Consider the following 15,540-nt stretch of genomic DNA (forward strand, 5'->3'; position numbering starts at 1 on the left):
AGACACTCAACAAGTAGCCCGCCAAAGCGAAAGGCCAAGCAGTGTCAGCAGATGCGCCAGACCCCCCAATTACGGTCATCACCGCCGACAACGCCGGGTTCGAGAACGCCGGCATGGTGACCGTGGACTTGGCCTTCGAATCGGTACGCAAGCAACTCGGCCCGGATGTCGGAGTCGAATGGCGCACTCTGCACCTGCCATCGGTGGCGCGGATGCGCGACTATCTCAGCGACGACGACCTGCCCTTCACGTTCCAACCGCTCGGAGATGCCGCTTCGCCGCCCGGAACGGTACGGGTCATCTGGGGCGACTTCCTACAGACCCGGCACTACATCGAACAAGATGCGACGATCAAGCTTCTCAGATTCTGCGGTGTCACGAAGCGCTCGGAAGCCAGAGATCTGCTGCACCGGCGGCTACTGCTACGGGACGAGCCGACGGATTCGCTGCGCCGCACCGTGCTGTACGGCGGCACGCTCCTCCACAACACACAATCGGACTACCAGGATTCAGGCTACTTCCGCGCGTTCTCCCGGCTGATGGCCGAATGCCACTCGATCTGGCTGCGAGATCCCGTCTCGGTGGCCAAAGCCGGCCACCTCCGCGCGGCCGGCCGGCCGGCGTTGTTCGGCGCAGATGCAGCCCTGCTGCTCGAGTCCGCCGAACTGGCCGGACTGGAGCGCACCGGCTGGGGGGAGGAGATCGTCGACGGAACAGCGGCGGGCGTCTTCGTCGGCGAACGAACCAAGCGGCCGCCGTGGCTGCCCCGATTCTGTGAGGAGATCGCGGCTCGTACTGGGGTTCGGCTCGACTGGCTGCCGTGGTCGGAGACTCAAGCAGCCGGCCAGTTGCCAGTGGATGTACGCCCGGGCCGGCCCCGGCTCGGCGATCTACTGGCGGCACTACCGAAGTACCGCTTCGTCATCAGCGACACCTATCACCTGTGCGTCAACGCTTGGCGGGCTGGCACTCCCGCGATCTGCATCGGCTCGCCGCAACCCGGTCCATCGCCGGATGGACTCCTGTCCCTGAACGACTGGAAGAAGCACGTCTTCTACGCTGCGTACGACGCCATGGACCTCTATCTGTCCACCAGCATGGACACAGAGGAAGTCACCAAGCAACACGTGGAACGCATTGCGTGGTTCATGGAACGTGGCGAATTCGAGCCAGTCGTGGCCCGGATACGCCAGCATGCGGCTCGGTCCCGGGCTGCGCTGACAGAAACCCTGCGATCCGTGCTGCGATGACCCTCGACGAGAGCGCGAAACAGGCGACTGCGCGCCGTCCTTGGATCGCGCTGGGCGTTCTCGGCCTGGGCGCGCTTCTGGTGTCGCTGCACGCCTTCGTGCTGCTGCTGGCCGTGCCGGCCTTGACGGCGGCGCTTGGGGCCAGCAGCAGTCAGCAGTTGTGGATCCTCGATGTGTACGGGTTCATGGTGGCGGGCCTGATGATCACCATGGGCAACTTGGGTGACCGCGTGGGTCGTCGGCGGTTGTTGCTGGTCGCGGCGGCGGTGTTCGGGTTCGCGTCGGTCGCGGCGGCGTACTCGGTCAGCCCCGGGATGTTGATCGGTGCGCGGGCGGTGCTGGGTATTGCCGCTGCGGCGATCGCGCCATGCACGCTGTCGCTCATCTCGACGCTGTTCCCGGACGAGCGGGAGCGGACGATTGCATTGGGTGTCTGGGCGGGCTGTTTCACGGTCGGCGCGGTGGTCGGGCCGATCGTCGGTGGTGTGCTGCTCGACCACTTCTGGTGGGGTTCCGCCTTCCTGGTCGGCGTGCCGGCGATGGTCGTGCTGCTGGTGGTCGGGCCGATCCTCTTGCCGGAGTACCGCAACGAGGAGGCCGGGCGGATCGACGTTCCCAGCGTTGTGTTGTCGCTGGCCGCGATCCTGCCGGCGATCTACGGCCTCAAGCGCCTGGCCGCGCACGGTGCGGGGACGGATTCGGTCGGGGCGCTGGTGGCGGGGGTGGCGTTCGGATGGATCTTCGTACGGCGACAGTTGCGGCTGACAGATCCGCTTGTCGACGTCCGGCTGTTCGTCCGGCGGACGTTCAGCGTGACCCTGGTCAGCATGCTGTCGTACTCGATGCTGTCGAGCGGGGTGATGGTCTTCCTCGCCCAATACTTCCAACTGGTGCGAGGGATGACCCCTCTGGCAGCCGGCCTCGCGCTGATCCCCGGCATGATCGCCTCGACGATCGCCTTCCAGTTGGCACCACGGCTGGCTCACCACATCCGCCCGGGAGTGCTGATTCCAGCCGGAATAGCGTTGACCGCCACGGGCTGCATCGCAATTGCGCTGACGACGTCCCCCGCAGTCCTGGTAATCGCGTTCGCTGTCGAGTGCCTTGGTGCCGCGCCTGTCGTCACGCTCGGCACGAGCTTGATCATCGGCTTTGTCGCGCGGGAGAAGGCCGGCTCGGCAGGCGCCCTGGCCCAGACGAGCAACGAACTCGGCATCGCACTTGGCGTCGCGGTCCTGGGCAGCGTCGTGACCGCGGTCTACCGCAGTCGCATGGGCGGTCGTGGCGGCAGCTCACTCGGGGAGACCGTCGACGCGGCTGCACCCGCGGTTCTGGACGAGGCCCGTTCCGCTTTCACCGCGGGATTTCAGGTGGTTGCCGGAATCTCGGCGGTGGGCCTGACGATCGTCTGCGTTCTGTTGGCTCGTGTCCTCCGTGGCGTGCCTGCACTGGCCACAGACGACGTCGACGGTCTCAGTTCACCAGGTCGACAAAGCGCTTCTTGAACGCTCCCTCGAGTGAGGTTGTCTTAAGGACGTGCAGGATCCGGACCGCGGCGTGGCCGTCGCCGTAGGGCGACGTACCGGCCGCAGCTCGGGCTCTGTGTTCCGGGGCGAGGGCCTGCTGGATGGCGATGAGGATGGCTTCTGCGTCGTCGCTGCAGCTGATGGTCGACTCCGAGATCGGCCTGCCCTCCTGGCGGGTACCGATGTTGACTGTCGGGGTGCCCAGGGCAGGGACCTCGATGAGCGCGCTCGACGAGTTCCCGACGACGACATCGGCATGCTGTGCCAGGCTGAGGTAGCCGGATTGGCCGAGAGACGGGCAGATCAGCATCCGATCGGAATGCCGCGCGACGAAGCGCTCAAGGTCGTGGCCCGTGGACGGTCCGCCGAGATCGACGTTCGAACCGGTGAATACCACCGTCGCCTGGTCGAGGCGGTCCAGCGCCGCCAGCAGGCCCCTGATTCCAGCCTCACTGCCCACCGGATCTGCCGTGGCCGGGTGGTAGGTCACCGCAATGGTCGGCGTGGCGAGCTTCATGCCCAGCTTCTGCGACAACGACAGCTTGTCCAGCAACTGGATGGTTCGTACCGTGTCCAGTCCAGGCGAGCCGACCGTGTACACCCTTCGCGGATCCTCACCCATCTGGACGACCCGGCGGCTGAACTCTTCGGTTGCGGTGAAGTGAAGGTGCGAAAGCTTGGTGATCGCGTGCCGCATCCCCTCGTCGGTCGAGCCGGCGGTGACTTCTCCACCGCAGATATGCGCGATAGGGATCCGCAGAAACGCCGCCGCCACGGCAGCGGCCAGCACCTCGTAGCGGTCGCCGAGAAGTACGACGATGTCCGGCGCGATCCGCTCGAGCGCCTCGGCATACCCGATGGCCCCGAGCCCGAACGACTTGGCGACGCCAGTGGGCGTGTCGCTCGCAACGACAACCGGAACCCGCTCGCTGATCGGATGGCCATCGTCCGCGATGACGTCGATGGTCATGCCCTGCTCAGCAACGAGGTGTGATCCGCTGACGAGCAGGCGGAGGTCGATGCCGGGCTCGTGGTTCAACGCAGTCAGGACAGCAGATAGTGGCCCGTAGTCGGCTCGCGAGCCGGTGAACACGCAGATTCGCCGTACCATCAGCCGGGCACCGTCAGCGCCGCACTCAGCCCGGCGGACACCCTGCGCTGTTGCTCGGTCGTCAGATGTGCCGAACTGGGCAGGGAAATCCCGAGGTCATGAAGACGATCGGCGATCGAGCCGTTCAGTCGATCAGCTGTGGCGTACGGTGGCTGTCGGTGCATCGGCCGCCAGACGAGTCGCGCCTCCACGCCGTCAGCCGCAAGCCGCGCGACGACGGTCTCCGGTTCCGAACGACTCGGATCGACAAGTACCGAGTAGAGCCAGAACGTCGGATCGGCCCACTGCGCGTGCGGCGGCAAGGTCAGTGGAAGTTCCCTGAGTTGCTCGGCGTAGTGCCGGGCGATCTGCCGCTTTCGGTGGATCCGCCCAGGGAGTTGCTCGAGTTGAGCGACCCCGAGCGCGGCCGACAAATTGCTGAGCCGGTAGTTGTACCCCACGTCGTCGTGCAGGTACGACGATGCCTGAACCTTCGCCTGGGTCGTGAGATGTTTTGCGCGCGCCGCGTCATCAGGATCGTCGGTGGTGATCATTCCGCCGGCCCCGGTGGTGATGATCTTGTTGCCGTTGAACGAGTAACAGCCGAATTCTCCGAGCGTCCCGGTCTGCCGACCGGAGAGCGGCCCGCCTGACCAGCCCGCGCCGAGGGACTCGGCGGCGTCCTCGACGATCCGGATTCCGAACCTCTCGCGCAGTTCCAGTAATGGTTCCAGGTCAGCCGGATGTCCGAGGGCGTGCACGACCTCTACGATGTCGGGCAGTCGGCCACCGCGCGTCGCCCGTCGGACGACGTGATCACGCAGCATTTCGGTGTCCATGTTCCACGTCCGCGGCTCGCTGTCGACGAGCAGCACATCGGCGCCGGTGTAGCGGATCGCATTGACCGAGGCGATGAAGGTGAAGTCCGACACCGCGACCAGGCGGCCGGGGGCCCTGCTCCGGCAACCTGCAAGGCCACGTGCAGCGCGGCTGTTCCGCTGGCGCAGGCGACTGCGTACTTGGCGCCGGTGAACGCCGCGAACTCGCGCTCGAATCGCTCCACGAACGGCCCGACGGACGACACGTACCCGCTCTCGAGGCACTCCTGCACATAGCGTCCTTCATTGCTACCGAAACTCGGCTCGCTCAATCGGATCACGTCGGACCCTCGCCTCTTGTCTGCGCACCCTGATCGATGAATCAGATTGCCAGAACCGAGAATCGACGTGCCAGGGGCGTATTACACCGTCATTCGGTGGAACCAGCCCACCAGTTGACGGATTGCCGAACATCGTCCGGCATTGCCAGACTCGCAGTCGAGCCGATTCCTCGTTGTTCCGTCAAGAGAGGGAAAACATGACCTTGGAATCACGAGAAATGCCTAAGGTCGGCGTCGTCGGGCTGGGCTACGTGGGCGTGACACTGATGGCCGCGCTGGCGCTCGCCGGGTTCGAGGTCCACGGCGTCGACGTTCTGCCGGCGGTGCTCGAGTCGCTGCGGCGAGGCAAGCCGCACCTCTTCGAGCCCGGCGTCGAAGAGGTCTTCAATCAGCACGTCGGCAAGAGTATCTTCGTGTCCACGGAGCTGCCCGAGGATCTCGATGTCGCGGTGATCTCGGTGTCGACTCCGGTCAACGCGTCGACGCGCGAACCCGATCTCCGCAACCTCGCGGCCGCCGCGGAGTCGATCGCGAAGCGTTGCTCTCCCGGCACGCTGGTTGTTGTCCGAAGCACCGTTCCGATCGGTGCGAGTCGCGAGATCGTGCTCCCGGCGTTGCTGGCCGGCATGGGGTCCGCTCAGCTCGTCATGGCGCCGGAACGAACTATCCAGGGCCAGGCGCTGCGCGAACTGGTGGAGCTGCCGCAGATCGTCGGTGGGCTCGACGCAGCCAGCCTCGACCGCGGCCTGCGGCTGTTCGGCCGACTGTGCAAACACGTCGTCCCGGTGACCTCTCTGGAGACCGCCGAACTGGTGAAGCTCACGAACAACTGCCACACCGACGTCATCTATGCCTTTGGCAACGAAGTCGCGATGCTCACGGAGAGCCTTGGTCTGGACCCTCTCGAAGTCGTCAGAGCGACGAACCTCGACTATCCCCGGCCGGACATCGCCAGGCCCGGCTACGTGGGCGGCGGTTGCCTCTCGAAAGACCCGTACATCATGATCTCCGCGGCCAAGCGCACCGGACATCTCCCACGTCTTGTGCGCGCGGCCAGGACTCTCAACGAGGCGCTGCCCGCGCACGTTGCGCAGCGCGTCGCAGATCTGATGCACCGCAACGACGCCACAACCCTGGCAGTCCTCGGCTGGGCGTACAAGGGCCGGCCGCCGACCGACGACATGCGCGGGACACCGATCGCGGAGATGATGCCAGTGTTCAGGGAGGCGAACATCCAGGTGCTCGGGCACGATCCGATCGTCCGCGAGGACGTCATCCATGCTTACGGCGGTGAGCCGGTCGGCTTGGAGGCCGCCTTCCAGGTCGCCGACGCCGTACTGGTGATCACCGACCATCCTCGGTACCGCGAGCTCGACATAGCGCAGCTGCTCACGGACTCGCCGGTTCGGCTGGTGTACGACTCGTGGCGCGTCCTTGACGCCGAGCAGATCCTTGCCCGGGGCGTACGGTACGCCGGTATCGGATACGAGGCGGCAGCATGAAGGCGCTCGTACTCGGCGGCGCGGGGTTCATCGGACTACACCTCGTCCGGGCGCTCGCTGCCGAAGGCAACGACGTGATGATCGTCGACGACTTCTCGCGAGGCCGCGACGATCGGGAACTAGCTGAGCTCGGAGTGCCGGTGGTGCACGCGGATCTGACCGATCCCACGTCCTACCAGCGCCTCCCGCGTCCGTGGGATCAGATCTTCATGCTTGCCGCGGTCGTCGGGGTCCGCAACGTCGAAGCCGATCCCGCGCGGGTGGTCAGGATCAATACCCTGTCGTTGCTGCACCTGCTGGACTGGATGCGGCCCGGAGAGCGACTCTTCTTCGCCTCGACGAGCGAGGTGTACGCCGGGGGTGTCAGCGCAGGCGTGGTGCCAGTTCCCACTCCGGAGTCGGTGCCGTTGATGATCGGCGACATCTCTGCACCGCGTTTTGCCTATGGTGCCAGCAAGCTGCTCGGCGAGAGCGCTGTCGTGCACACCGCGCGGTCGAAGCAGATCCCCTTTGTCGTCGGACGCTTCCACAACGTGTACGGCGCGCGGATGGGAGCCGACCACGTGATCCCCGAGCTGTCGCTGCGGGCCCTGCGTAAGGAGGACCCGTTCAAGCTGTACGGCGCGGACCAGTCCCGAGCGTTCTGCCACGTCGACGATGCGGTCACAGCGACAGTCCGCCTGATGGCCAGCGAGGATGCCGCCGGTCAGATAGTCCATGTCGGCAACGACACGCGTGAGATCGCGATCGGGGACCTGGCCAAGCTGATTCTGCGGGTCGCGGGCCATGAACCCCGGATGGAGTGGCTCCCGGCGCCTCTAGGATCCGTCGCCCGGCGATGCCCTGATCTGTCCACCCTCCGACGGCTCACCGGCTTCGAACCGGTCGTTTCCCTGGAGGACGGCATACGCAGAACTTTCGACTGGTACCGAGACAGTGGACGGACAGAATCTCGAGGATCCCGATGGACGTGCTGATCCTCACCCACGGGACGCGCGGCGACGTGCAGCCCTTTGTCGCTCTGGCCACGGCGTTGATCAGTGCCGGGCACTCCGTCAGACTCGGTGGCCCGGCGGCGTCGGCGGGGCTGGCAGAGTCGTACGACGTACCCTTCGTAGCGCTGGCTGACGGTCCGAACGAACTGTACGGTGATGCGGCCGTCCGTGAAGTCCTGGAGACCAACTACCGCGGTCTCCGCGGGAAGCGTCTAGCGATCACGGTTGCGCGAAGGTATCGCGACAAGATGGATGCGGTTCTGGACGGCATGGCCGACGTTGCCCGGCAAGGTGCGGACGTCATAGTCCATGACATCGTCCTGCCTGGCCGGCAGCTGGGAGAGTGGCTGGGCATCCCGACCATCAGGGTGTGCCTGCAGCCGTTCTGGATACCGACGCGGGCCTTCCCCAACCCAATGCACGCGTTGCCGCTGCCGGCGGCGTGCAATCGGCTCACGTATCTGACGACGAACATCTGGTACCAGATACTTGCCGGGCATACGAGAAGGTGGCGCGCGAGGAAGCTGCGGCTGTCGAGACTCGGCGGCTACCTGGACATGTTGCGCATGCCTGGTGGCGGCACGACACCGTTGCTCCAGGCATTCAGTTCCTACCTCGTTGCTCCCGAACCGGGGGACTACCCTCCGTGGGTCCACACGACCGGCCCGTGGCTGCTCGCTGCGCCACCTCGCTGGACTCCTCCGGCCGGCCTGGAGGAGTTCCTCGACGCTGACGGCCCGGTCATCTACGTGGGTTTCGGCAGCATGGCGGGACTAAACCCTGAGCGGACGGGCGCAATGATCATGGAGGCTGTGCGGCGGTCAGGCGTGCGCGCTGTCGTCGGCACTGGGTGGGGCGGTATCGGCATCAGTGGGACGGAAGAACGCATCCTGCCGGTCCGAGAGGTGCCACACGGTTGGCTCTTCGACCGCGTGACCGCCGTGGTTCACCACGGCGGTAGTGGTACCACTGCCGCCGCTCTCTCGGCCGGCCGGCCACAGGTCGTCTGCCCTTTCGTCTTGGATCAGCCGTTCTTCGCCCGCCGGATCCACGAACTGGGAGCTGCTCCGGCCCCGCTGCCACAGCGATACCTGGATGCACAGAAGCTCGCTGATGCCATCGTGTGCGCGGTCGAAGACCCGGCGATGACCGCCGCCGCCCGCGCTGTCGGGGATCGGATCCGCTCCGATCGGAGCCTCGACCGCGCCGTGCGCCTCATCGAAGAAGCCGCCAGGGCAAGTCGGCCGACGATCCGTCTCACGGGCTCTCGAGGATTTGGCCCCGCTCCTTGAGCCGCGAGCGCAGTGCCTCGAGGTTCAAGTCCTGGACAGAGCTCGACTGTTTGGCGGCGAGCGCGGCGGCGACCCCGGCGGATTCGCCGAGAACGGAGAAGACGGGCTCCATCCGGGTCGCAGCGTAGGCGATGTGCGTGGCCGAAAGACTGACGGGCACGAGCAGGTTGCGGCACTCGTGTTGTTGCGGAGTGATTGCTCGGTAGGGGACCTCGAACGCCTGTCCGGTGCCCATCGGGCCGCCGATGAACATGTTGCCCTCGGTGGCCACCCCGATCCCTGGTGCACCGGGTACGGTGCACGCGTAACGCCGGGCCGGATAGGTGTCGACGCCGTACAGCGCCAGTCCCACGCCGTCCTCGACCGCGACCTGGTTGAGGACGTCCTTGTGGGTAAGGGTGTAACGGCCGGCGAGACGCCGTGCCACCCGGACGTACAGCTGATTCGGCCAGCCATCTGTGTCCTGGTGCATCGTTCGGTCGAGCCCCAGCTCCGCGGTCCGCTCGCGGAAGCCGAGGGGAACTCGTGGGTCGGTGCAGAGGAAATGGTGGAGTCCACGGAGGTAGTCGATGTGCGTTCGCCAGATAGCCGAGCGCTTGTCCCACCCGGCATCTTGGTAGAAGCGGCTCTCACCCAGCGGCGCGATGGTCATGAGAGAGTCGCGCTGGTAGTTGTACTCGACGTCGTTCACCCAGCCCGGAAAGATCCCGCTCAGGCGCTCCATCGCTGCGTCGTCGTCGCTACTGCTTCCGAGGATGTACTCGACGAATCGCCCGACCAGCTCGTACTGCTCGGCGCGATAGTCCGCAGGCGGCGTGAAGGGCACGGCACGTTGCGGATCGGTGGTCACATAGAACCGAAAGTTGTAAGCCTGCGTGTAGTCGTCAGCCGCACCGATCGACTTGCCGTGATCGGCGTCGATCATCGGGAGCAGTCCGGACTCCGGGCGACCCGGCTCGATGTAGGGGTCGATAGGAGTCCAGTTCGTCGGTTCCCGGACGCCGGCTGGCTCCTCGTTGTACTCACGGACCGATTCACGGCCTGTTCGGTAGCTCGCTCCCGAGGCCGCCATCAGGTCACCCTCGTACGACGCGTCGACGAAGACCCGGGCGGTGACTTCCTCCCAGCGCCCGTCGAGGACCGCCGGTGAGGGCACACCCCAGCGATCCGGAGGGGCGTAACCGAACCGCACACGGGAGATGCGGCCGTCGTGTCGTTCGACCGCATCGACACGGTGCTCGTCGATCACCGTGATTCCTTCGTCACGGATCCAGTCGGCGAAACCCGCGCGGATCTCCGGCGGTGTCTTACCTAGCTCGAACACTCGCTGACGGGTCAGACCTCCGACTCCATCGGGCAACGAACAGTCCTGCCGCGGTTTGATGCCTGCGCCCAGGATGCCGCCGAGCCAGCGACTTGGCTCGACCAGGACCACCGAGGCCCCCTCCTGACGGGCGGCCACGGCCGCCGTACATCCAGCCGGGGTTCCGCCGTACACGCAAACGTCGACGCTAAGGGCCATTAGCTCGCTTCCTCCTCGATGAGACTGTCAAGTTCTGCCGCTGCCAGCAGTTGCCGGCTGTACGGTGTCTTCGGGTCGCCGAGGACTTCGGCGGTGGGACCTGCTTCGACGATCGAGCCGGACAGCATCACTGCGATTTGGTCGCAGACCCTGCTGACGAGACCAAGGTCGTGGGACACGACGACCAGAGTGAGGCCGAGCGACCGTTGGAGATCCATCAGGAGATTCAGCACCTGGGCCTGGACCGAGACGTCCAGAGCGCTCGTGGGCTCGTCGGCGTACAGAACCCGCGGGCCGACCAGCAGCGCGCGGGCGATCGCGATCCGCTGCACCTGACCGCCGGAGAGCTGGCGGGGGTGACGGCCGAGAACCCCGGCGTTGAGCCCGACCTGCTCGAGGCGGTCGACCAGCTCACTCGTTGGCGGAGAACGTCGCTCGAGCGCCTTCACCGGCTCGGCGAGCGCCGTGGCGATCGTCATCCGCGGATCGAAGGAACTCGCCGGATTCTGGAACACGATCTGGTTCTGCCTCCTGAACGCCCGGCCGTCGTGACGGAGCCAGTCGCTGACGGCTCGATCCTGATAGCGAACCGTGCCAGGTGGCGTGGGCAGTAGGCCGCACATCCCGCGGATCAACGTGGACTTACCAGAACCCGACTCGCCGACCAGGCCGAGCGTTGTGCCGGGTTCGACGAGTAGATCGACGTTCTCGAGTGCCGGCGCCGTCGTTGCCCGGTAGCGGTACGAGAGCTGCCGGGTCTCAACGATATAGCTCATGTGCCTCAGCTCCACAGGTCGCCGGATTCCAGCACCGGTACAAGTGACCGTCGCCCGCGTCGGTTGCCGCAGGCCCGGACGCGCACGCCTCGACCGCGTGTGTGCAGCGGTTCCGGAAGGTGCATCCGGACGGGAATTCCCCGGCGGGCCGGCACAGTTCCGGGGATCGTCGTGAACGGGACACCGAGCAGTGCGGTCGATTCCTTCAATCGGCGTCTGGTCGGGCTGGCCGCGACCAACGCCTCGGTGTAGCGATGATGAGGGAGTCGGAGCACTCTCTCGACGGGGCCGGACTCGACCAGTTGTCCTCCGTACATCACCGCGATCCGGTCGCTGACAGCCCTGACGACGCCGAGATCGTGGGTGATGAAGAGCAGCGCCATGTCATGCCGGCGGCTCAGCTCGAGGAGCAGTTCCAGGATGCCTTTCTGCACGGTTACATCCAGCGCAGTCGTCGGCTCGTCGGCGACGAGCAGGCGCGGGCGCCGGGCGATTGCCATCGCGATCAACGCGCGTTGCCGCTGGCCCCCTGACAACTGGTGTGGGTATCGCCTCGCCAGCGCCTCAGGATCGGGTAGGTGCACCTGCTCGAGCAGTTCCAGCGCTCGTCCGCGGACGTCGCGCCGGGCGACGCCGGACCGGATTCGCACGGCCTCTGCCACCTGGCGTCCGATCCGCATCACAGGATTCAGGGCCTTGAGCGGATCCTGGAAGATCATGCCGATCTCACTCCCACGGACTTTGGCACGCTGTCGATCGGACATACCGACGAGCTCGCGACCGTCGAGCCGGATCGAGCCCCGAACCACACTGTCCGCCGGCAGCAGACCGGCGATCGAGGTGGCCATCATCGTCTTCCCGGATCCTGATTCGCCGACGAGTCCCATCCTCCGGCCAGGCAGGATCTGGAACTCCTCGATTCCCAGGATGCGATGCGGTCCGATCGTGACGGACAGGTCATGAATCTCCAGCATCAGGCTGCCACCGCCTTCGTCCGCGATTGTGGGTCGAGCCAGGCACGGAGGCCGTCACTGAGGAAGTTGAAGCCGAGAACGGCGGTGACGATGGCGAGTCCTGGCGGGATGATCAGGTACGTCGACAGGCCGATGAAATGCTGTGCGTCGTTCAGCATCCGGCCCCACGAAACAGTCGGAGGCTGAGTGCCGACACCAAGGTAGGACAAGGCCGCCTCGAGCAGGATCGCCGACGCGAACATGACCGAGGTCTGGGCGAGAACAAGCGGTCCGATGTTGGGCAGCACGTGCCTGAAGAGAACGAAGCGCCTGCTCCTGCCGTAGGCGAGGGCCGCCTCCACGAAGTCGAGCGCGAGGACTTGCCGAGCCGGACCGATCGTGACCCGCGTCGCCACCGGCACGAACCAGGTGATGATCGCCACGATCGATGTCGTGGTGCCGGGGCCGATCGCGGTGGCGAGGACCAGTGCCAGGAGAAGTCCGGGCAGCGCGATGCCGATGTCGGTGACTCGGCTGAAGAAGCCCTGGAATGTCCGGCGGCTGCCGGCGATCAGCAGGCCGAGCAGCACTCCTGGCACCACCGCGGCAAGTGTCGCAGCCCCTGCGACGGTGAGTGACGTTCGAGCTCCGGCGAGAATCATGCTGAGCACGTCACGGCCGAGCCCGTCGGTCCCGAGAAGATGACCGCTCGTTCCGGGCGGAGCGAGCCGATGGGCGACGTCGATCTCGCCTGGGTCGGCTGGTGTCCAAACCAGCGAGAGCAGGCCGGCGCCGACGAACAGGGTGAGCAGTGTGGCTCCGATGATCAAGGACGGTGTGCTGGCGGCCCGGGCCGCCCGGCGATCAGTCGACACTGGCGACCCTCCTCTCGGCGTCCCGAATCCGCGGATCGAGGACGCCGTACGAGATGTCCATCAGGAAGTTCAGCGTGAGGATCATGAACAGGATCACGAAGGCCACTGATTGGACGACGAGCGCTTCGCGTCCGTCGATCGCGGACACCAGCAAGCTGCCGAGGCCTGGCAGATCGAAGACGTTCTCGACCACTACAGTGCCGGCGAGCAACCCGCCCAGCATCAGTGTGCCCACCGTGACGATGGACACCGACGCGTTCCGGACCCCGTGCACCAGCGCCGCGCCGGACAAAGTTCGGCCCTTTGCCATCGCGGTAAGGATGTAGGGCTCACCGAGCACGTCGAGCATCGCCGACTTGACGTAGCGCGTCAGAACGGCCGAGACGAAGAGCGACAGGGACGCGACCAGAAGGACGAGGCACCTGGCTGCCTGCAGGGGATCCTGTGACCAGGGCACGTAACCGCCCGCGGGGAACCATCCGAGACGTACCGAGAAGACACTCACGAAAACCAGGCCGGCCCAGAAGGTAGGTACCGCAAGCCCGAGTTGGGTGAGCAGGTCGACCGCACCGGACCGCAGCTTGCGGGCATGCAGAGCCGAGTACGAACCTGCCGCGACCGAGACGACGACCGAGACGGCCATCGACACGAGTGCCAACGACAACGTCAGCCCCATTCGGGACCGGATCTCGTCGGAGATGTTGTACCCGGCGGCGTACGACTGGCCCAGATTTCCGCGGAGCAGATCACCGAGCCAGTCGACGTACTGAACCACCCAAGGCCGGTTGAGGCCCAGTTCCGTCCGCAGGTCGGCGAGGGACTGGGTTGTCGCCGACCGTCCGAGGATGACGGTCGCCACATCGCCACCGAGCAGACGCAACAGAAGAAAGACGACCAACGAACCGGCGAGTGCCGACAACGCGAGCACAGCGGCCGACCTCACGACGAGCCAGCGCATCGAACCTCCTTCGCCTCACGCCTGACCGGACAGCCCGTCCGCCGGCCCATCAGCTCGTGCCCCAGCGGACGTTGCGAACATCCGCCTCGCCGGCCACCGTGTAGGTCTTCAGCCCCTCCAAGCCCTTCCGGTACAGGTCGACCACATTTGTCGTCCAGGCCGGGATCAGGTAGGCCCGTTCTGCGTCCAGCTCGACGGACTGGCGCCTGAGATCGGCCCACTCGGTCCGGTTGGTCGCCCGATCGGCGCGAGCCAGCAGCGCGTCCATCGCCGGATAGCAGTCATGGGTGAACCACCCGGGGCATTTCCAGGTGTCAATTTGTTGGGGTCCGGCAATATGCGTGAATTGGTATTGGCCTTTTGTTAGCACCCGGTCGAGATATACCGGCCATTGGAGCGCCTGGGTCTTGACCTTGAATCCGGCTTGTTCCAGTCCCTGCGAGACGACGGCTACACCGTCCTCGGTGCCGGCCAGATAGGTGTAGTTCAGCGTGAGGCCCTGCCTGCCGGCTTCGGTGAGTAGCTGCTTGGCCTTCGCCGGATCGTGTGGGTAAGGACACTTGTCGCTCTTCCAGGGTTCGTTCGGCGGATTGACGAACACGCAGGTCGGCGAGCCGCTGGAGTTGGTGCCGTCGATGAACGCCTGCCGGTCGAGCGAAAAGGCGATTGCCCGGCGTACGCGCGCATCTGCGAAGACGGGGTCGTTGGCGTTGAGGCTGATGTAGACCATCGTGGGCCCTGCGATCACGTTCTTCGCGAAACCTGACGCCTTCCCGACGACGCTGTCGGTCTGAGCCTTGCTTCCCCAGAAGCCGCCGATCATGTCGATGTCCCCAGCGCGTAGTGCGTTGACCGCTGTTGTCGCGTCGCCGATGAACCGCCAGGTGATCGTGCGCAGTGCCGGTCGTTGGCCCCAGTAATGATCGTTGCGCTCGAAGTCGACCTGTGCACCGTGCTTCCAGGAGGCGAAGACGAAGGGACCGGTGCCGATCGGTCCGGTCTTCAGCCGGCTGGCCGATCCCTTCGGAATCACGGCCCCGCTGTCGGTCGACATCGCATCGAGGAACCGTTGACTCGGCGTACTGAGTGTCACGGTGACCGTCTGGTCACCGGTCTTCGAAATCTCTTTGACAGCCTTCAGCCGCCCGGACACGTCCTGAAGCTGGGTGGTCCTGCTCTGCTCCAGCGAGTAGACGACATCGTCGGCAGTGACCGGCGCGCCGTTGCTGAACGTTGCCTTGCGGATGTGGAACGTGTAGACCAGCCCGTCTTTGCTCACTGTGTAGGACTCAGCAAGCAAAGGTGTGAGTGTGCCGTCCACGCGCTTGTCGAGCAGAGGTTCGAGCACGTTGAACATCAGCAGCTGGCGGATGGTCAGCGCCGGATTGCGCAGGTAGTTCCAGTCGGTCGGTTCGAGAGTGACGGCGACCTTGAGACCGTCCTTCGTCTCCTGGCTGCCGGCTCCGCTCGTGGGGGCCGCCTCCGCAGGCTGCGGCCAGCAGGCCGAAGCACAGCGCGGCGACGAAGGATGCCAGAAATCGCGGTGACTGCTTGCAGACGAAGCACGCACGCCGTACAGGGGCCATCACCGACCACCTCCTCAGGGCTGGAGTTGCGGATCGATACGACGACCGGGGTCAGC

Annotated in this window: 13 protein-coding genes and 1 pseudogene; 5 read left to right on the forward strand and 9 right to left on the reverse strand. The window is 65.7% G+C overall.

Annotated features, from left to right (window positions below; translation table 11 throughout):
• The first annotated feature begins 41 nt into the window (after positions 1-41).
• Positions 42-1,250, forward strand: coding sequence for a polysaccharide pyruvyl transferase family protein (locus JOF29_RS03490; RefSeq protein ID WP_209692773.1), 1,209 nt, complete (start codon positions 42-44; stop codon positions 1,248-1,250).
• Positions 1,247-2,755: an MFS transporter gene (locus tag JOF29_RS03495; RefSeq protein ID WP_209692774.1), complete on the forward strand. Its 1,509-nt coding sequence runs from the start codon at positions 1,247-1,249 to the stop codon at positions 2,753-2,755. Before JOF29_RS03490 ends, JOF29_RS03495 begins: the two co-directional genes overlap by 4 nt.
• Here JOF29_RS03495 and neuC read toward each other — a convergent pair.
• From neuC to JOF29_RS45860, 3 genes and pseudogenes are all read right to left on the reverse strand, one after another.
• Complete coding sequence (neuC, locus tag JOF29_RS03500) at positions 2,724-3,887, reverse strand: UDP-N-acetylglucosamine 2-epimerase (protein WP_209692775.1); 1,164 nt, start codon at positions 3,885-3,887, stop codon at positions 2,724-2,726. The genes JOF29_RS03495 and neuC overlap by 32 nt on opposite strands.
• Positions 3,887-4,921, reverse strand: coding sequence for a DegT/DnrJ/EryC1/StrS family aminotransferase (locus JOF29_RS03505; protein ID WP_372446328.1), 1,035 nt, complete (start codon positions 4,919-4,921; stop codon positions 3,887-3,889). Before JOF29_RS03505 ends, neuC begins: the two co-directional genes overlap by 1 nt.
• A pseudogene (locus JOF29_RS45860) lies at positions 4,828-5,025 on the reverse strand (DegT/DnrJ/EryC1/StrS family aminotransferase); the annotation flags it as partial. The pseudogene JOF29_RS45860 and the gene JOF29_RS03505, both read right to left, overlap by 94 nt.
• A gap of 218 nt (positions 5,026-5,243) precedes the next feature.
• Here JOF29_RS45860 and JOF29_RS03510 point away from each other — a divergent pair.
• The 3 genes from JOF29_RS03510 to JOF29_RS03520 are packed head-to-tail and all read left to right on the forward strand — an operon-like array spanning position 5,244 to position 8,814.
• Positions 5,244-6,527, forward strand: a complete 1,284-nt coding sequence (locus JOF29_RS03510) for a nucleotide sugar dehydrogenase (RefSeq protein WP_209692777.1) — start codon at positions 5,244-5,246, stop codon at positions 6,525-6,527.
• Positions 6,524-7,504: an NAD-dependent epimerase/dehydratase family protein gene (locus JOF29_RS03515; protein WP_209692778.1), complete on the forward strand. Its 981-nt coding sequence runs from the start codon at positions 6,524-6,526 to the stop codon at positions 7,502-7,504. Before JOF29_RS03510 ends, JOF29_RS03515 begins: the two co-directional genes overlap by 4 nt.
• Positions 7,492-8,814, forward strand: coding sequence for a glycosyltransferase (locus JOF29_RS03520; protein ID WP_209692779.1), 1,323 nt, complete (start codon positions 7,492-7,494; stop codon positions 8,812-8,814). Before JOF29_RS03515 ends, JOF29_RS03520 begins: the two co-directional genes overlap by 13 nt.
• Here JOF29_RS03520 and JOF29_RS03525 read toward each other — a convergent pair.
• Genes JOF29_RS03525 through JOF29_RS03550 form a run of 6 tightly spaced genes read right to left on the reverse strand, consistent with a single transcriptional unit; the run spans position 8,780 to position 15,468 of the window.
• The gene (locus JOF29_RS03525) at positions 8,780-10,336 is read right to left on the reverse strand and encodes an FAD-dependent oxidoreductase (protein WP_209692780.1); all 1,557 of its coding nucleotides are present in this window, start codon (positions 10,334-10,336) and stop codon (positions 8,780-8,782) included. The genes JOF29_RS03520 and JOF29_RS03525 overlap by 35 nt on opposite strands.
• Complete coding sequence (locus JOF29_RS03530) at positions 10,336-11,112, reverse strand: ABC transporter ATP-binding protein (RefSeq protein WP_209692781.1); 777 nt, start codon at positions 11,110-11,112, stop codon at positions 10,336-10,338. The genes JOF29_RS03525 and JOF29_RS03530 overlap by 1 nt, the downstream gene beginning before the upstream one ends.
• A gap of 5 nt (positions 11,113-11,117) precedes the next feature.
• The gene (locus JOF29_RS03535) at positions 11,118-12,086 is read right to left on the reverse strand and encodes an ABC transporter ATP-binding protein (protein WP_209692782.1); all 969 of its coding nucleotides are present in this window, start codon (positions 12,084-12,086) and stop codon (positions 11,118-11,120) included.
• Entirely contained in the window at positions 12,086-12,940 is an 855-nt protein-coding gene (locus tag JOF29_RS03540; protein WP_209692783.1) for an ABC transporter permease, read from the reverse strand. Before JOF29_RS03540 ends, JOF29_RS03535 begins: the two co-directional genes overlap by 1 nt.
• Positions 12,930-13,898, reverse strand: coding sequence for an ABC transporter permease (locus JOF29_RS03545; RefSeq protein WP_209692784.1), 969 nt, complete (start codon positions 13,896-13,898; stop codon positions 12,930-12,932). Before JOF29_RS03545 ends, JOF29_RS03540 begins: the two co-directional genes overlap by 11 nt.
• A 49-nt stretch (positions 13,899-13,947) precedes the next feature.
• Positions 13,948-15,468 carry an ABC transporter substrate-binding protein gene (locus tag JOF29_RS03550; protein ID WP_209692785.1) on the reverse strand — a complete coding sequence of 507 codons (1,521 nt, stop codon included), beginning with the start codon at positions 15,466-15,468 and terminating at the stop codon, positions 13,948-13,950.
• Between the last annotated feature and the right edge of the window lie 72 nt (positions 15,469-15,540).

It is taken from the genome of Kribbella aluminosa (genome assembly GCF_017876295.1).
Classification (GTDB): domain Bacteria; phylum Actinomycetota; class Actinomycetes; order Propionibacteriales; family Kribbellaceae; genus Kribbella; species Kribbella aluminosa.